Origin of the sequence: Ruegeria sp. HKCCD7251 (assembly GCF_013031165.1) — a bacterium.
Classification (GTDB): Bacteria; Pseudomonadota; Alphaproteobacteria; order Rhodobacterales; family Rhodobacteraceae; genus Ruegeria.
The window spans coordinates 17819-35218 of the sequence record NZ_WPZC01000003.1; the positions used below are offsets into that span (position 1 = coordinate 17819).

At 56.3% G+C, this 17400-nt stretch carries 20 protein-coding genes, 1 tRNA gene and 1 pseudogene; 6 read left to right on the forward strand and 16 right to left on the reverse strand.

All coding sequences use genetic code 11. The features are described from left to right. Positions 1-103 precede the first annotated feature (103 nt). From GOX75_RS09255 to GOX75_RS09280, 6 genes are all read right to left on the reverse strand, one after another. On the reverse strand, positions 104-367 hold the full coding sequence (locus GOX75_RS09255) for a helix-turn-helix domain-containing protein (protein ID WP_170794259.1): 264 nt from the start codon (positions 365-367) through the stop codon (positions 104-106). A 331-nt stretch (positions 368-698) separates the two neighbouring features. Beyond that, the gene (locus GOX75_RS09260; RefSeq protein WP_170794261.1) at positions 699-1343 is read right to left on the reverse strand and encodes a hypothetical protein; all 645 of its coding nucleotides are present in this window, start codon (positions 1341-1343) and stop codon (positions 699-701) included. Then, a complete protein-coding gene (locus GOX75_RS09265; protein ID WP_170794263.1) occupies positions 1340-2755 on the reverse strand; it encodes a site-specific integrase in 1416 nt (471 codons plus the stop codon). The genes GOX75_RS09260 and GOX75_RS09265 overlap by 4 nt, the downstream gene beginning before the upstream one ends. A gap of 241 nt (positions 2756-2996) precedes the next feature. Beyond that, positions 2997-3073, reverse strand: a tRNA-Arg gene (locus GOX75_RS09270). A gap of 21 nt (positions 3074-3094) precedes the next feature. Next, positions 3095-3571, reverse strand: a complete 477-nt coding sequence (locus GOX75_RS09275; RefSeq protein ID WP_171122401.1) for a GNAT family N-acetyltransferase — start codon at positions 3569-3571, stop codon at positions 3095-3097. Further along, a complete protein-coding gene (locus tag GOX75_RS09280) occupies positions 3572-3883 on the reverse strand; it encodes an ETC complex I subunit (protein ID WP_171122403.1) in 312 nt (103 codons plus the stop codon). Between the two features lie 300 nt (positions 3884-4183). Here GOX75_RS09280 and uvrB point away from each other — a divergent pair, with 300 nt between their 5' ends. Both uvrB and GOX75_RS09290 read left to right on the forward strand, forming a co-directional pair. Next, entirely contained in the window at positions 4184-6370 is a 2187-nt protein-coding gene (gene uvrB / locus GOX75_RS09285) for an excinuclease ABC subunit UvrB (RefSeq protein WP_171122405.1), read from the forward strand. Between the two features lie 89 nt (positions 6371-6459). Beyond that, the gene (locus tag GOX75_RS09290; protein WP_171122407.1) at positions 6460-6888 is read left to right on the forward strand and encodes a hypothetical protein; all 429 of its coding nucleotides are present in this window, start codon (positions 6460-6462) and stop codon (positions 6886-6888) included. Between the two features lie 121 nt (positions 6889-7009). On the opposite strand, the gene GOX75_RS09295 is transcribed toward GOX75_RS09290, so the two are convergent. The 3 genes from GOX75_RS09295 to GOX75_RS09305 form a co-directional block, all read right to left on the reverse strand. Next, positions 7010-7300: an antibiotic biosynthesis monooxygenase gene (locus tag GOX75_RS09295; protein ID WP_171122409.1), complete on the reverse strand. Its 291-nt coding sequence runs from the start codon at positions 7298-7300 to the stop codon at positions 7010-7012. Positions 7301-7510: 210 nt separating this feature from the next. Next, complete coding sequence (locus tag GOX75_RS09300) at positions 7511-7864, reverse strand: MmcQ/YjbR family DNA-binding protein (RefSeq protein ID WP_171122411.1); 354 nt, start codon at positions 7862-7864, stop codon at positions 7511-7513. A 9-nt stretch (positions 7865-7873) separates the two neighbouring features. Further along, a complete protein-coding gene (locus tag GOX75_RS09305) occupies positions 7874-8179 on the reverse strand; it encodes an excalibur calcium-binding domain-containing protein (RefSeq protein WP_371808147.1) in 306 nt (101 codons plus the stop codon). Positions 8180-8448: 269 nt separating this feature from the next. On the opposite strand from GOX75_RS09305, the gene GOX75_RS09310 reads away from it, so the two are divergent. Continuing rightward, a complete protein-coding gene (locus GOX75_RS09310) occupies positions 8449-8952 on the forward strand; it encodes a HugZ family protein (protein WP_171122415.1) in 504 nt (167 codons plus the stop codon). On the opposite strand, the gene GOX75_RS09315 is transcribed toward GOX75_RS09310, so the two are convergent. Further along, positions 8937-9344 (reverse strand): universal stress protein, encoded by a 408-nt coding sequence (locus GOX75_RS09315; protein WP_171122417.1) that lies wholly within the window; start codon positions 9342-9344, stop codon positions 8937-8939. The genes GOX75_RS09310 and GOX75_RS09315 overlap by 16 nt on opposite strands. Before the next feature lie 66 nt (positions 9345-9410). After that, positions 9411-9737: an antibiotic biosynthesis monooxygenase gene (locus GOX75_RS09320; protein WP_171122419.1), complete on the reverse strand. Its 327-nt coding sequence runs from the start codon at positions 9735-9737 to the stop codon at positions 9411-9413. A gap of 141 nt (positions 9738-9878) precedes the next feature. On the opposite strand from GOX75_RS09320, the gene GOX75_RS09325 reads away from it, so the two are divergent. Beyond that, entirely contained in the window at positions 9879-10541 is a 663-nt protein-coding gene (locus GOX75_RS09325) for a hypothetical protein (RefSeq protein ID WP_171122421.1), read from the forward strand. 31 nt (positions 10542-10572) lie between these two features. Here the strand turns inward: GOX75_RS09325 and GOX75_RS09330 are convergent. The 5 genes and pseudogenes from GOX75_RS09330 to GOX75_RS09350 form a co-directional block, all read right to left on the reverse strand. Next, positions 10573-12861, reverse strand: a pseudogene (locus GOX75_RS09330) (glycosyl hydrolase family 28-related protein). A gap of 139 nt (positions 12862-13000) precedes the next feature. Continuing rightward, on the reverse strand, positions 13001-13402 hold the full coding sequence (locus tag GOX75_RS09335) for a DUF4864 domain-containing protein (RefSeq protein ID WP_171122423.1): 402 nt from the start codon (positions 13400-13402) through the stop codon (positions 13001-13003). 48 nt (positions 13403-13450) lie between these two features. Continuing rightward, positions 13451-15025, reverse strand: coding sequence for a lysine--tRNA ligase (locus tag GOX75_RS09340; protein ID WP_171122425.1), 1575 nt, complete (start codon positions 15023-15025; stop codon positions 13451-13453). Positions 15026-15159: 134 nt separating this feature from the next. After that, the gene (locus GOX75_RS09345; protein ID WP_217354425.1) at positions 15160-15441 is read right to left on the reverse strand and encodes a 4a-hydroxytetrahydrobiopterin dehydratase; all 282 of its coding nucleotides are present in this window, start codon (positions 15439-15441) and stop codon (positions 15160-15162) included. Positions 15442-15519: 78 nt separating this feature from the next. After that, the gene (locus tag GOX75_RS09350; protein WP_171122429.1) at positions 15520-16320 is read right to left on the reverse strand and encodes a phenylalanine 4-monooxygenase; all 801 of its coding nucleotides are present in this window, start codon (positions 16318-16320) and stop codon (positions 15520-15522) included. A gap of 108 nt (positions 16321-16428) precedes the next feature. On the opposite strand from GOX75_RS09350, the gene GOX75_RS09355 reads away from it, so the two are divergent. After that, positions 16429-16896, forward strand: a complete 468-nt coding sequence (locus GOX75_RS09355; protein ID WP_171122431.1) for an Lrp/AsnC family transcriptional regulator — start codon at positions 16429-16431, stop codon at positions 16894-16896. Positions 16897-16977: 81 nt separating this feature from the next. Continuing rightward, complete coding sequence (locus GOX75_RS09360) at positions 16978-17400, forward strand: tellurite resistance TerB family protein (protein ID WP_170427104.1); 423 nt, start codon at positions 16978-16980, stop codon at positions 17398-17400.

Sequence of the window (17400 nt, forward strand, 5' to 3'; positions counted from 1 at the left end):
CAGCGCGCCATCTGGCCGTAACTTATTGATACTGTTTACTAAACAAGCCACCGAGAATCGCAGGATTCCACGGATGTTCCACGATTAGCCCCCGTTTTGGGCGTTATGGTCCTGCCAGCTTTGAAGCGGCGGCTGCCCGTTTGGGCTTCCAGCGCTGCCGGTCCAGCATGCGCGCATAGCTTTCCATGCGGATGAATGTGGCGCGGCCTATTTTGACGGCCTCCAGTTCATCACGTGCCAGTAGGTCATAGACAGTTGAGGGAGGGATTCCGGTTGACGCGCTGAACTTTGCCAGCTTCATCAGGTCGGGTTCGATGGCATCGAATTCGACGGAATCGCCCTGCGTTTGGTCGGGCTGTTGTTCCATGTCTTACTCCAAGTTTTCCGCCGACAAACGCCGACGGTCGCTATTCGGTGTAGACATGGAAACCTCCGCTGTGCTGGCTTTGCCGCAATGCCCGGACTTTGCCGCAAAGATGACTTTGCGGCAGGGCTGGCTTTGCGGTGTCGCTATTGCAGGCATCGGGGGGCGCAATAACGAAAACCCCCCGATTTCGGGAGGTTTATGGGAGGTTTTTTAGGGGTTTCTAGAAATTTACCGTTTTATTACAAAGCGATGGGAGGTTGGGAGGTATTTTTTCACTTATATGTATATGGGAGACGATCTAGCGGTTGTATCGCCTCCCCCTCAGTTCGCTTCACTTCGGTTTGCCCTTCGGTTTGTGCGCGGACATGTTGGCCTCCGTCATGAACTTATTCGCCGTTGGCCGTGTTATGCTGCGCAGATCATCGTTCGCCTCCGCTAAGGCCCGGTACTGATCAAACGCTGCTTCCTGCGCTTCGTTGTGATCCATGCCATCTGCAACGGCTTTCCAGTAGAACAGGGTCATCAGCCGCTGCCACTCCTTCGCCTTCTGCTGGTTGGCTGCACCTGCCCGAACTGCGAATTCCTCCCGCAGTTCCTCCTTCATCCGCTCCTTATCAACCCACTTCCGCAACTCCCGGATATCGTCGGCGTCATATTTCACGCCATCGGCGGTGTAGTAGAAATCTTCGCCACTCCAAATTTCATAGACTTCGGATTCGGGGCACTGATCGACAATCTGGGCGGCCTCCTGCCATGTTTCGCAGTTTGTCCGGGTGATCGGGGTGCGTGTCATGATGATATGGGGCACCTGCGGGGCAACGTGATCGTATACCGTCTTAGCGATCCTCCGCCCATCCTGCAGCAGATAGTGATCCTCAACCCCATCCAGACCCTGAACCAGTTCCCCGTCATCGCAGGCGGCTTTCAGGTCCAGAAATTCATCCTCAGTCCTAACAGCGGGTGTTTCGATATTCATGCCCAACCCTCCGAAATATGCGTGATGTTGTCGGCAGTCAGGCTGTCCAGATGATCTGCCCATAGTTGCGAATACCGCAGGGCCACATCATCCAGCGTTTCCCCGGCTGAATACAGGGCATCAACTCCGCCCTTCACGTGGTTAAGGAGACGGTCGCGAATATCTTCGTTTCCGCCTGCCTGCTTCACAAACGCTGCCCCTGCCCGGCGCAATCCATGCGAACCGAACCGCTCACTTACTTCAGGGTGTTCCGTCCGCTGCTGCCTCCAGAACTTTTGCACCAGACTTTCTAAGATTGGTTTGCGGGGGTCGGTTGCCGATGGGAACACATAGGGCGAACCCTTCCGCTCCTGTGCCAGTTCCCGCAGCAGTGCCAGTGCCTGCCGGGACAACATCACCGTATGCGGATGCCGGTTTTTCGACTTCGCTTCGGGAATTGTCCACGTGCCAGCTTCCAGATCGAGATCGGCCCACTCAATCTGGCAGGCTTCGTTGATGCGGGTAAACGTCAAAGCCTGCAGCCGCAGCACCTTCCGTGCCGTTGAATCCGTCACGCTTTCATCGGCAGAAGCCCCTGCCGTGATAGTGCAGAAAGTCCGCAGTTCTGCCAGCTTAGGGGAGTGGCGCTTTGCTTTGTATCCCGGCTTCTGCGTCATCGTCACCGGGTTCGCCGTTCCTGCTGGCAACCATGACTGCCGGTTGATGGGCTGGCCTTCGGCGGCCTCCTTCGTCAGCGGAACAGCCAGTGCATAGTTATAAACCTTCGACAACACGGCCCGAAGCATCTGACTCCGCCGCATCGTTTTGCCCCGCTTCTGCAGGTCACGTTCCAGCCCCTGCAGGATTGAGTCGATGGTTTCCTTCGTGATCTCATGGGCCGGGATATCGCCATAGGGTTCGACAAAATACGTCAGCAGAAGGGTTTGATCTTCCTTCCACGAGCGTTTGAAGGGTTTGGCGTATTCCTCCAGATAGCGATCAACCATCTGGGCAACGCTCATAGTCGCCACGGGCATCGCTGCTGGCATCGCAGGGATTTTGCCCTGATGCCGCTGTTCCCTCAGGTCAGAACAGATCGAACGAATATCGCCCAGCGCAATCGCCGGATAACCACCGATGCGGATTTCCTTCTGCTGGTCAGTGACAGGGTGACGGAAGCGGAAATACGCAACAACGCCATCCTTACCGCAGCGATAAAGCAGGCCAGTGTGATCAGGGTCGGTCAGTTTGTCGCCGCCCTTCATCGCATCCAGCGTTTTGTTGTTAACGGCAGTGGGACGGGATTCGCCTGTCTCGAATACTTCGATTGCATGCAGGATCGCTTTGCGGCGATCCCCCCGCACCCCGGTTGCCAGTGCTTCCTGAAGATACTTCAAAGCCAGATCAGCTTTGGTTAAGTTTGGTTCGGTCATCGTTTTACTCCACTGTTTACGATGGCTATCGCCGGGGGCGGAGTTCCCACACTCCTCCCCGGCACCTTCCCCATATAGCACCGGATGCGGAAATATTCCACGGATGTTCCACGGATTCACTAACCACCCCCGTTCCTCCCCGTTTATCGGCGGAAGTCTGGAAGGCCGAGTTTGTCAGCGGGTGCAAACGGGAAAGCGAAGGAAATAAGGGGGTTATGTAGTTTTTTCGGGGGTTTGTGATTGGCGATCCCGGAAGGACTCGAACCCTCAACCTGCTGATTAGAAGTCAGCTGCTCTATCCAGTTGAGCTACGGGACCGCTGCGCCCTTCTTGCGGTTTTTATGACCGGGGTTCAAGAGCCAAGCGCATGAAGGCGCTGTTCGGATCCTCTTTGTAGCCAAAGATTGGCCCGCAATAGGAATAACCCAACGACTCATAGAGTTTTCGCGCCGCGTCATATTCAGGAAGAATGTCTGCTCCGGTCTCCAGAACCAACGCAGTCACGCCCTCGGCCCGAGCGATTTCTGCCAAACGGGTCATCATAATGCGCGCCAGTCCCCGCCCCCGTGCCTCTGCCAGGACATGAACAGATTTGACTTCGGCCGTCCCATCCGGAAGCTCCTTTAACGCACCGCAGCCTACGGCCTGACCCCCGTCAAACATCGCCCAAAACCGAATTCCCGGCCCTGCCAGCCCTTCGGCATCCATCGTGTGATTGCTTTCAGCAGGACCTGCTGTTTCACTGTGGGCAAAATGAGCCTGAACCACCGGACGCAGCGCCGGTGAAGTCGGGTCGGACAGCCGAATGTCGATCACTCAGTGTGTCCAGGGAGTGCGCCGGTCGGTGGCAAAATTCTCACCATAGCCGCGCGAGCGCAGGTTTGCTTTACGCTTGTGCGGCTCGCTGACCTGCGCGTCGATGCCGTTATCCTTGGCATAGTCCAACGCCTCTTCTTTGGTGTCGAACTTCAAACGCACCTGTGTCTGCGTGTCACTGGATGACGTCCAACCCATCAGCGGATCAACCTCACGCGCGGATGCCGGAGCGTACTCCAGTACCCACTTGCGGGTCTTGGCCATTCCCGAAGTCATTGCATTCCTTGCAGGCTGGTAAATCCGTGCGCGCATGTCGCCTCTCCGTACTCGCTTGGCTGAGGACGTTTATGCGTCAGAGCGCGCTCCGGGACAAGGTGGCAATTGTCGCGCCCATTCCCCTGCCTCTGATGACAACTATTGTCATCAGATTGGGCTAGAAAGAGCTGAGGTGCAGACGGAAAAAACGCAACGCTTTGCCCAGAGCGCAACCGGGACATCACCGCCGAAACACTCAGCCCAGCCTCAAGCCGCGTAATGAGACTAGAATCTGGATCAGGTCTTGCAGTTGGACAAAATAAGAACAAATGTAAGGACCTGATCCGGAGCCCGCCCATGCCTTATGCCCATTCCGACAAGACCCAACTGACCGCCGAAGACGTCCGCGCGCGCCTGAAACTGGAAGGCGGCAAACAGTTCGTTATGCACACTGAATTCAATGCGGCAGGGGACCAACCCACAGCCATCAAAGAGCTGGCGGGCGGCGTTATGGACGGCGAGCGCGATCAGGTTCTGCTGGGCGCGACCGGAACGGGCAAGACCTTCACCATGGCCAAGGTGATCGAGGAAACCCAGCGCCCCGCCATCATCCTGGCGCCCAACAAGACGCTGGCCGCTCAGCTATATGGGGAATTCAAGGGATTCTTCCCGGAAAACTCGGTCGAGTATTTCGTCAGTTACTATGATTACTACCAGCCCGAGGCCTACGTGCCGCGCAGCGACACCTATATCGAGAAAGAATCGCAGATCAACGAACAGATCGACCGGATGCGCCACTCGGCCACCCGCGCGCTGCTGGAACGCGATGACGTTATCATCGTGGCCTCGGTTTCTTGTATCTACGGCATCGGTTCAGTCGAGACCTATGGGGCAATGACGCAGGATCTGAAAGTCGGCCACGAGTATGACCAGCGTCAGGTGATGGCCGACTTGGTCGCCCAGCAATACCGCCGCAATGACCAGGCGTTTCAGCGTGGGTCCTTTCGGGTACGAGGCGACTCGCTAGAGATTTGGCCTGCTCATCTTGAGGACCGTGCGTGGAAACTGTCGTTCTTCGGCGAGGAATTGGAACAGATCACCGAGTTTGATCCCCTGACCGGCGAACGCGCTGCAACGATGGAACAGGTGCGGGTCTATGCAAGCTCGCACTACGTGACGCCGAAACCAACGATGCAACAGGCGATCATCGGCATCAAAAAGGAACTCCGCATCCGGCTGGACCAACTGGTGGGCGAAGGCAAATTGCTCGAAGCTCAACGTCTGGAACAGCGCACCAATTTCGACCTGGAAATGCTCGAAGCCACCGGCGTCTGCAACGGGATCGAGAACTATTCGCGCTACCTGACCGGTCGCGCGCCGGGCGAGCCGCCCCCGACCCTATTCGAATTCATCCCCGACAACGCCATCGTCTTCGCCGACGAATCCCACGTCTCGGTCCCGCAGATCGGTGGCATGTACCGGGGCGACTATCGCCGCAAATTCACACTGGCCGAACACGGATTCCGCCTGCCGTCCTGCATGGACAACCGACCCCTCAAGTTCGAGGAGTGGGACGCCATGCGCCCGCAATCCGTCTTCGTCTCGGCCACTCCGGCGAAATGGGAGATCGAGCAAACCGGCGGCGTCTTCACCGAACAGGTGATCCGCCCCACCGGCCTTCTGGATCCAGAGGTTGAAATCCGCCCGGTCTCGATGCAGGTGGACGACCTGCTGGACGAGGTGCGCAAAGTGGCCGCCAACGGGTTCCGCACGCTGGTCACAACACTGACCAAACGCATGGCCGAGGATCTGACCGAATATCTGCACGAACAGGGCATCAAAGTCCGCTACATGCACTCGGATATCGACACACTGGAACGCATCGAAATCCTGCGCGACCTGCGTCTGGGGGCGTTCGACGTGTTGGTCGGCATCAACCTGCTGCGCGAGGGCTTGGACATTCCCGAATGCGGGCTGGTCGCCATTCTGGATGCGGATAAAGAGGGCTTCCTGCGTTCGGAAACATCCCTGATCCAGACCATCGGCCGCGCCGCGCGAAACGCCGATGGCCGCGTCATCATGTATGCCGACAAGATCACCGGTTCGATGGAGCGCGCGCTGGAGGAAACCAACCGCCGCCGCGCCAAACAGCTCGCCTATAATCAGGAACACGGCATCACCCCCGAGACGGTGAAGAAAAACGTCGAGGATGTTTTGGCCGGGCTTTATGACGGCGACGTGGACATGAACCGCGTCACCGCCACCATCGACAAACCGATGCACGGCGCCAACCTCGAGGCCCATCTGGACGGGTTGCGTGAGCAAATGCGCAAAGCCGCCGAGAACCTGGAATTCGAAGAGGCCGCCAATATCCGGGATGAGATCAAACGTCTGGAGGCGGTCGATCTGGCCGTCGCCGACGACCCCATGGCGCGGCAGTGGGCGGTCGAGAAAGCGTCCGAGGATGCGGTGAAATCGCGTGGTCGGTCAACGGCTGGACGTCCGGGGCAACGCGGTGGGAATGTGAAGCGACGGAAGCGTTAGACTGTTGGCGACGCTTACAAAGTTGCAGCACATGGCGTTGTTTGCTTCAGCCGCCTTGCCTAACCGCATTCCGTGGCTAGGTTCAAAGTATGCGAGCCATTCTGATATCACTGATCCTTAGCACGCCTGCCTATGCGTGGGATGCAACAGTTGGTCCAATTTGCACGCTTTCGCACGAGACCGGCGCGGCGAAAATATTTCTCACATACGATCCATCGAAACCACTTTATTCAATCACCGTGACCCAAACGAACTCTGTTTGGAAACAGGCCCCTTGGTTCGCAATGCGTTTTGAAGGCTCGTCCCCGATCGAGATTGCTACATCGCGCCATGTTCTATCCGACGGCGCAACTTCTTTGACCGTCACGAATACGGGTTTCGGAAACGTGCTTGATGGGTTGGAGTACAACCGCATAGCCTACGCATTCACGCAGGATCATGTGGCCACATTCTCGCTGGACGGCGCTGCTGACCCCGTGCGGGTTTTTCGTGAATGTGCTGGAGCGCACCTATCTTAAAGCGTCCGGAACGCAACCATTCCTGACATAGTTCTCATTGCGTTTTCACAGCAATATGAATTAAGAGAGTAAGCCTCGAACGGTCTGAACCCGAGCGAGTGTTCCTCGCTCAGGTCAGTGTTCAGCCCTTATCCCAGTGGGCAACCACATCATACCCAACAGGCGTTGGCGGGCCTTCCATGAATTCGGCGAATTGGCCCCACAGCTCTGCCACTTTCGGGGCATTCGCGTTCGAGGTCGCCTCGCTCTCGACCACGGAGATCACATAGCCCGAGCCGTCTTCATTCATCACATTCGTAAAGCTATGCATGCCGGGCATGCCCATGATTTCTGACTTCAACGCGTTCATTTTCGCCGTCGCGGCCTCGCGTGTGCCTGGCTTCATTTTGAATTGAGTAATACGTGCAAACATGACTTTCCTCCCTCGTCTGGCGAAATTGCCGTAGGGCGCGACCAAAACGATCCCGCCGCGCGCAAGGTAGCATGGCGGCGTCAAATCCCGTATTGATACTTGTGGATTCAGAGTGTTTTCAACCGCGCGCCGTACCCGAGTATGCAGCCTAACACTCCAAGGTTGCAGCCCAGCGCGTAGAGCCGACATGTTGCAGGACTGCCGCGCAGCTTAAACCCCCAACTCCGCCCGCGCCTTCTTGGTCAGTTTCGTCACCACAAGATCATAAGAGGTCACGATATGCTCGCACAGGGAGGCATCGCTCATCCCGCGTGCCTCGTAGACCTGAAGCCACTTCATCCCGCGCGAGGCCAGATAGGGCGCGGGGCGGATGCCGGGTTGATCACTTAGCACCTCAAAGGCCAGATCGGTGGCTTTGAAAGTAAAGGCGTCGCGCCCCTCGTTCCAGCCACAGATCGCAAACACCTTGCCGCCCACTTTCCACACATCCGCATTGCCCCATTGCACAACATGGGTGGTCGCCGTGAGGCCCGCGCAAAAAGCGTTGAAGTCGTCTCGTGTCATGTCAGAACCTTAGGGCCGAAGGAATTTTGCATTTCCAACCGCGCGACCAGCGGGGTCCGGTTGTGCTGTCTGCGGGTCCTGGGGCGGTGCCGCCTGCAATTGCGGGTCACATGCAATTCCGTCGCCATCGGGGTCATTGCGCCGGTGATAGCCCGGCAACCCTTCAAAGAACGGTCCGGGTATGATGGCTTCGGCCACTGGGCAACCAGCCATAGCGATGAGGTGAAACAGGGCTTCCTCCCGGCCGAATTCAGAGGTCCGCGTATAAACGGTTACCGCGATTGCCGCAGTCGTCACCGGCAGCATCAAAATCATGATCGCAATGCGCACGGGCGACAACGCGCGTCGTCGCACGGTATCGGCGCGCATGCGACGGGCCGGTGTATTCGGGTCTGTAAACAACTGTCGCGGGTGGGGGTCACGGGGCGGCATAGCTTATGATACATCGAATTTGCGGCGAATCCGAGGCCCCCTCGCCGATACTTCAAATTAGGTGGATTCGTTCTGTAGCACGTCATACCAAGTTCCCGCGGCCATAGATGTCGCAAAACCTGACGCACCCTGCCAAAGGCGCAAGAATTGACATGTCGAACACCGATCCATTCCGCCCTGTTGACGAAACGGCCCGTCAGTTGGCCCGCGATCTTATTGCCAGAGCAACCTATGGCGCTCTGGCGGTTTTGCGGCCAGATATGCCGGCTCCGTCAGTGTCGCGTATCGCTATTGCCGCAGACGAAGACGGAACGCCGTTTACCCTGATCTCGACACTGGCGGATCATACCCGTGCGTTGCAGGCCAACCCCGTTTGCGCAGTTTTACTGGGTGCACCGGGACCAACCGGAGACCCTTTGACCCATCCGCGGCTTACGCTGCACGCAAATGCGGTATTTGTTGCGCGTGGTACGGATGAACATGATCGCCTGCGCGCGCATTACCTAAAGCTGCGGCCCAAGTCGAAGCTCTATGTTGATTTTACCGATTTCGGCTTTGTGCGGTTTCGCATTTCAGACGGTCTGCTGAACGGCGGGTTCGGCAAGGCTTGGCGCCTTGCCCCATCGGACATATTGCCCGATCACCGCACCACGTGAACCGCGCAGGCCGCGTGGCGTACAACGTGGTTCGCCGTTGAACCAAGTAGCAAGTCCTGCATTCCTGGTCGGTGGGAGGCCATGATTATCAGATCGGGCTTATGCTCTTCGGCCCAGTCAAGAATGGTCCGCCCTGAATGCCCTTCGACCAATACACCATTGGCATTTGGCAGCTTCGCGGCCAGATCGTCCAATTCCGACTGCAGGGCCTTTCGTGCCTCGGCCAAATATTCGGGCGGCATGTATGAGATCGCATAACTGGGAATATGCTCGACCACATGCAGCAGGGTCACCTGCGCATCCGGCGTCGCCAGCACCTCGGCCAGTTTCAGGGGGCCGGATATATCCCGTTCTGCATCAAACGAAATCGGGACAAGAATATTGTGATACATGGTGCGCACCTCCGTTCAATTTACGATAAAGATGCGTCGCAACAGAACGTGCTGCTTTGATTTAAGTCACGATCCGCCAAATGTTTCGGCGACATCATACATAACCGGCTCAAAGCTTCTGCACAATTCGTTGATCTTCCGGTTGCGCTCCCGCATTTCCGGGGTGCGCAGCATGGCCAGAAAATCCTCGCGACGCGCCCATTGCGAGTAATTGGCGATTCTGGTCTGCGCGTCATTCACATGCAAACCCGCAGCAACAAAACCAGGTTGTTTCGAGATGAAATCCGCATAGGCGTCGGTCAAAGCCTCCAGCAGATCGTGACAGGTACCCGGGGTCATTTCAAAAGTGGTAATGACAGTCTGGACGCTTGCGTTCTTTGCAATCTTCGGCATCTGGATTCTCCCTTTTCCAATTGAACTTAACATAGGTTTCGGAAAGATCGCGGGTTTCCTTTGGCTTTTGCCCAAAGCTGCAATCATTGAAAATCAATACATCCTAACGATCCGTTAACAATGCTAACGGATGCTGCGCGAATGTGGCGGTTTGTTTCCCTTCTTCTGCTTATGTTGTCGGCTTCCCCCGCGTTGCCCGGCCCGTGGCTTCGCAAGAAGGACAGTGCCTTTACCGCCGCATCTGTCACGGCTTTCAAAGATGGGGACTATGGTTATGACTATAAGTCCGCGCTGTACGCTGAGTGGGGGTACAAAGATAACCTCACCCTTGGATTCGACTTTGAGGAAAACCGAGACCTTTACGGCCACGCAACCGTATTTGCGCGCCTGCCCTTGGCCAGCTTGGGCGAAAAGGGAAGGTTCGCGGCGGAATTTGGCGTGGGCGTGCACCACCGCCATAAGGGGGCGTGGGCATTGTACAAGGCAACTTTGTCCTACGGCAAAGGCTTTCAGACCGGCTGGGGCAATGGGTGGGTCGCGGTCGATACCACGTTGGAATACCGAACCCACAATGCCCTGATCCGAAAACTAGATCTGACTGCAGGCCTTAAATCGCGACGCTGGGTTGACCCCTTGCTGCAGGTCGAAACCGCATATCGTTCCGGCGACGACCTATATTGGCGGGTGCGTCCGTCGGTCATGGTCCGCAATCCTGACAGTTCCACAACGTGGGTGCTGGGATTTGAACGCAATGATGCCCGTGATAACACAGGCATCAAGGTTGCGATCTGGGGAGAGTTCTGAGTGCACTGCGAACCACATGTGGAATTGCGGTTCAGTACTCCATGCGCACTATTGCCGACACTTGGCCTCGGACACCTTGCGCCCATCGCAGTTGGATTTGGTCCCCGTCAGAGCCCTGCTCCAAGTTGACATACGGTGTCGTGTAGACCGTCGACCCGAACGTGTTCTTCAGTTGCCCAATAATTGTAACGGCATCGCACCCGCGCGCCCGGCCACCAAAAGGCAGACGCCCTTGGGTTCCAATCGTCCAGACCTGCGAGGTCGAGCTTTTTGAGTATCGAAGCCGCAAAGGGTTTTCGACTTTTGCCGAAACGCCGTGGAACGTGTTGTCCTGAAACTTGACGTTAAGATGGGCATTTCGGTTCAGATCGGCAAAGGTCGTGTCCACTTGCTCCGCCCGGTTGATATTGCCGTTGGTCGAGCGGAACTTGTTGCCTGTCACTACGACGCCGTTCAGAAAATGACCCGAACCATGGGGGCGAATAACGATTGGACTAAACCACGGGGCGACGTGGCTGGAATAAAAGATATTGTCCGTGATGGTCATGGCGCTGAAAGAGAACCCACCACTGTAGACCGGATTGGCGTCCCTTTCATTCGTCCATTGGACAAAGCAGTTGTCGACGTAATTCTCGGAAATTGTCGAGCTGTTATAAGTGCCGATCATCACGAGGCCAGCCGTGCGGACGCCCTGCGGAATACTGTCGCCCTGAAAGAAATGGTTTCCCAGAACAAGGTTGTTCGTACCCGCAAGAACTGCAAAGTGCAAAAAACGTACCGCCCGATTGTGGCGCAGCTTGATGTCGTTTGCTGTCGCGTTCAACGCGATGGATTTGCGGTCCGAAACATTGAAGGATTCCTCGGATGACAGGAATTGGCAATTGTCGATCAGCATGCCCTGACACCCGGTTCCGATAGACGTGATCCCACGGTCCTTTGGACGGCTGATAAAGCAATTGGTGATGGCGAATGTGCTGCCAGACGGCGCAAGGCGAATTGCACTGCAACGACCGTTGCACTGGAATTCAATCTCTTCCACTCCAAACTTGCGCAATGTGCTGAAGCCACTGAAATCGAGAAGGTACTTAAAGTCGACAAAGGTGAATGTCTGCGTGCCTGAGGTGTCATAAATCGGAGCGTTCAGCGTGATCTCGCCCGCGCCGACGTTTTTGGATCGCACCTAGATTTCACGCCCGACACCGCTGCCCTGAACCAGCGCGCCCACCGGGATATTGGCCACATTGGCGACATTTCTCAGGCGTGTCGGATCCGATGGATTGTAGGTCGCCACTGACGTGAAAGTCTCGGTATCCCAGGCAGAGCTGTTTCTGACATCAAATTGGCCATTGCGGATCACCCGGCGCGTTGAAAACCCGGCTTGTTTGTTTGGAACTGCCGCCGCCCTATCAATTGGCCCGGTGATCGCGACTTTTCTGCCGCCAAGATCAAGGGACTCGTGGTCGGAATTGTTCAACAAGGCTTGAAACGCCTTTTTGAAAGCAAGCTCTTCATCACCAAACGCCAAGATGTAGGCGGGCAGATTGTAGTTCTTGGTCAAAAGCAACATCTTGTCGTCAGGCATGGTGACGGTGCCCTCGAATTCCACCTCCGACGACAAGGTCACGCTCTGCGCCAAAAAGTACGTACCTTCGGAGACAAAAACACGTCGCCCGCTTGCAGCCTGGTTGGCCGCCTCGAATGCGTCAGTGTCGTCAGCAACACCATCTCCTACGGCGCCAAAATCCCGCACATCGACTAGGCTGATCATGTCGCGCAGGAATACACCCGTGACATCCTCGATCTCGATGTCGTCGACTCGGATAACCGAACCGTTCGCGCCTTCGATATCCAGCCCGAAATGCCCGTAGATCGCCTGAATTCCCCAAGGCATGTCCACACCGGCGCGCTGACCAGTGCCCACAATGGCCGTGACCTCGTGCACGGTGCCGTAGCCCGAAAGCTGCGTTGCCGAACCTTGTTCGACCACTCCGGTCACATGGGCATCCCCCGCGCCGCCTGCCCAGGCCGCGATGCGGACTTCGGGCAAAGGACCACTGATTGCTTTGACCCGCGCCTTGATCTGCAAGTAACAGCCCGGCAGCAGCGGGGTTTGCCCCATATATCGCAGCTTTTGCCTCGGGCTTACCTTCAGGATTTCAAGACAGCCGCCAAAATCTGCATCGGCGGGGACAAACGCGCCCGTGCCTGAACCGTCATATGTCGGCGATCCGGGCGTTCCGTCGCCGCTGGACCAAACATTGAGGCCATTTGCGAAAGCAGGCGGCATGAATACGATGCCGTCGGTGATTGCCTTGTTCATAGAAATCCCTTTCCCATTAGCGCTACGGCAGGTCACCGTGCGCATAAACCCAGTGCCCGAGAGCCATGCCCAAGCGCGAAATCCTGAGTATCGAAAAGGAATTAATCGCCCATCACGCCTCCGTAACGGAGGCGTTGCATCAGGCGGACGGGTCGGAATTTCCAAGCAATTGGACGCCGTTGATCTTCCACCCGCTTTCAAGCTGGATCATTTGATAATCAAGGATATGGGCACGCCCGTCCCCATCCACGATCATCACCTTCTGCCACAATGCCCCGGCAACTTCGCGCAACTCCAGAAACCTTACTTCGGACGGTCGCCAGACCATCGGATAGCCATTTCGCACCATCGCCCCGAAATTCTCGGGCGTGCGAAATATGTTCTGAATATTCGGGCTGGCAAAGGTAAAGGCGGTGACGAAATCATCCGCTTTGAACGCCTGAATCTGGGCTGCGATATTGGCCTCGATCTCGGCATCCTGAGCGGCACCGCTCGTGACCAGCCCAACACTGAAGGCTACGGCAAGAATAATACGGCGCATGGGGCCACCTCCTGATCCAAGAGTAGCCCCATGCGGTATTAGGTCAAATCAGACCAGTTCTCCGGCCAGCGCCTTGTCGATCAAGGCAATCGTTTCCGGCACGCCATACAGCGCAATAAATCCACCAAAACGCGGCCCTTGAGAGGCCCCCAAGAGGACTTCGTACAGGGCGGTAAACCATCCCCGCAGCGGGTCGAACCGATCCCGCCCGATGGCATAGACCACGGATTGCAACGCCTCATCTTCGATCGGACCGTCATAGTCTGCAAGCGCAGCTTTAAGCGCTTCCAACGCCTCGCGCTCTTGATCTGTAGGTGCACGATGTTGGCGGGTTGGCTTGACGAAATCGTTGAAGTAGCGAACCGCAAAACCTGCCGCCTGATCAAGGTCAGGATGCGTTTCGGCCGTGGCTTCAGGCGCGTAGCGACGGATAAAGCCCCACAACGCCTCTTTGTCCTCGGCGCCGGACACAGACGCAAGATTCAACAACATCGCAAACGAAACCATCAGCGTTGAATCAGGAACGTCGCCGCCGTGGATATGCCAAACGGGGTTGTTCAACTGCGCCTTCAATTCTTGCCCCGGATAGGCCCGCAACTGCTGGTGATACTCATCCACCGCTTTGGGAATGACATCAAAGTACAGACGCTTGGCCGTCTTGGGCTTTTGGTACATGAAATACGAAAGGCTTTCGGGCGCGGCGTAGGTCAGCCACTCCTCCATCGACAAGCCATTGCCTTTCGATTTCGAGATCTTCTGCCCCTGCTCATCATTGAACAACTCATAGCTCAGCGACTCGGGCGGCTGTTTGCCCAGGGCCCGGCAGATTTTCGACGACTGCGTGACCGAGTCTATCAGGTCCTTGCCCGACATCTCATAGTCCACGCCCAGCGCGGCCCAACGCATCGCCCAATCCGGCTTCCACTGCATCTTGACGTTGCCACCAGTGACCGGGATTTCGACCTTTTCACCGTCGGGCTCCTGATAGACGATCGTCCCCTTGGCCACGTTACGCTCGAGCGTGGGAACCTGCAGAACGTGACCGGTTTTCGGGCTGATCGGCAGGAAGCAGGAATAGGTCTCGCGCCGCTCTGCCCCTAGGGTCGGCAGCATGATTTCCTGAATCTTCTCGAACCGGTCCAAGGCCGTCAGAAGCATCTCATCAAACTTGCCGCTGGTATAGTAATCGGTGGCCGAAGCGAATTCATACTGGAACCCGAAGCTATCCAAAAAATCACACAGCATCGCGTTGTTGTGCTGCGCGAACCCTTCATGCGTCCCAAACGGATCGCGCACTTTGGTCAGCGGCAAGTGCAGGTCTTCTTTCAACTCTTCCTGCATTGGTACGTTGGTCGGCACTTTGCGGAAACCATCCATATCGTCCGAGAAACAAATCAGCTTGGTGGGAATATCGCTGATCTGCTCAAACGCGTGACGCACCATCGAAGTCCGGGCAACCTCGCCAAATGTTCCGATATGCGGCAGGCCCGACGGACCATACCCTGTCTGAAACAGCACATACCCCTTTTCCGGAGCGCCTTTCTGATAGCGTTTGAGCACCCGGCGCGCCTCTTCAAAAGGCCAGGCCTTGGACGACATCGCGGTTTCACGCAGTTCAGACATTATTCGACAAGCTCCATCGGGAAAAACAGCGCCGGTCACCGCATGCAACCGACCGGCCCCTCCTATTGTGCCGGTGCAGCATGAGTCAATAAAGGCTGGGGTTTTTCCTGACGGGAAAGCCTGGAAACGCGGGATCAGGCGGTCAATTGATCCAGTTTCGCCGCCCAAATGAAATCGTTCTCGCTGAGCCCGCCAATTTCGTGCGTCGTCAATTTGACATCCACATAACCCCAGCCAAACGCAATATCCGGATGGTGGCCCTGTTGATCCGCAAGCCACGCACAAAGATTGGCCAAATACGTTGCCTTGGCAAACCCCTTGAACGCATAGTGGCGGCTCAGCGTTATTGCGTCCGCGTCCAGTTTCCAATCAGAGGCAAGCTCGGCCATATGTGTATTGGCCCCATCAGACGTCAAAGGTGGGATTCCTCCAGAACAGGGCACACAGGTCCGGTCTGATAGGCTGCACGTCTCTCCAGATAGGGTCATTTTCATTCACTCCGCTGCAGTTACTTTTTTCGGAAATTTGTTCGGCAGCAGCCCAAGGGTCTGCGCTTGCCGTACATCAGCCAACAGGTCTCGGTCGGCGGCCTCAAACAGGTTTTCGGGCGAGTTTAGCACGAAATAGCCCATTTGATGCATGTCGATCCGATAAGGGGTACGCAGGATCGTAAGAACGTCGAACGGATCCCGGTCAGGTATGTCGCTTTCCACGGCGTAGACCAGCTCTGTCGGCGACGAGGCAAGACCCGATCCAAGCGCCTTGATCCGGCCGTTCTGACGGCGCAGACCAAATTCGATCGAGAACCAGTAAAGGCGGATCAGCCACGAATAGTCCTTTGCACCGGCCTGAACACCGGCCTTCCCAATGGCATGGCTAAAGGCGGCGAAGCGCGGATCACTCAGCAAGGGAGTATGGCCAAAGATCTCATGAAAAATATCGGGCTCTTCGATGTAATCAAAATCCTCGCGCGAGCGGATAAAGGATGCGGCTGGGAAAACGCGGTCGGCCAACATACCAAAAAAGGTTTTGAACCCGATCAGGGCAGGTACCGGCTGCACCCGCCAACCGGTAAGGTCCAAGAGCCGCTCTGAGATTGCGGCGCAAGAAGGTACGGACGTTTTCGGCATATCCAGACGAGCCAACCCGTCCAGGTAATCCTGAGCCATATAACGTTGAACATTTGCCTCTTGAGCTGCGTAGAGATCGGCCCAAACGGCGTCCTCTTCTGGCGTATAGGCAATATGTCCGCGCGCATCGGCGACTTTGGCGATGTATTTGGTCGACTTCGGCATCACGTTTCCTCCTCAAGAGAATTTTAGCTACGTCGACAGAGGGAATTGGTTTGGATTCATCCGAAAATTTCGATATTTTGGCAGATATATGTCGAAAAAATGAAAAATATGACACAAAATCTTCAAACCGCCGATATCGCCATTCTGCAAGAGCTTCAGGCCGATGGTCGCTTGTCCATGCAGGAGCTTTCTGATCGAACAGGATTATCCGCGTCACAATGCTGGCGGCGCGTGCGCGATCTAGAGGCCGTCGGTATTATCGCGGGCTATACGGCTCAGATACGCGCCAAGTCCGTTGGGCTGAACGCAATCGCCTATGTCCATGTAGCCCTGCGCGAACATCAGGAAGACAGCATCAACGCCTTCCTGCGCCTGATCGAAACCGAACCGCAAATTGTCGAGTGCGCCTCAATTACCGGGGATCACGACTTTATCCTCAAGGTCTATGCCAAAACCCCCGAAGAGCTTGAGCATTTCATCATGCAACGCCTTTTAAAATCCGGTTTGGTTCGCGACACGCGCAGCAATTTTGTGCTGCGCCAGACAAAAACACGCGGGCCTTTGCCCATTCTCTAACAGCGGCAAAGCAAAATCCGTTGAACCTGCCTGCCAGCCCTCCTATCGTGCGGATGCAGAAAGCCTAATCAGGACGACACCATGACCGATCAAGTACCTCATCCTATGTCCCCCCAAGATTGCCTTGTCGCGATCATGGTTGCGATCTCTGCCTCTGACGAAACCATACGCACTGCTGAACTGGTCAAAATCGAAGGCGCGGTGAACATGCTGCCGGTCTTTGCCGAATACGACATCGACCGGACACGGCGTGTTTCGCAAATCGTATTTGACCTGTTCGAACAAGAAGACGGGCTGGATGCGCTGTTCGGCCTGATCCGGGACAACTTGCCCGAACGCCTGCACGAAACGGCCTACGCTCTGGCTTGCGATGTTGCCGCGGCTGATGGATCTCTTGCGGAAACCGAGCTACGCCTGTTGGAAGAAATCCGGTACGAACTGAACATCGACAGGCTGCACGCCGCCGCAATCGAACGGGGCGCACGGGCGCGTCACACTACCTGA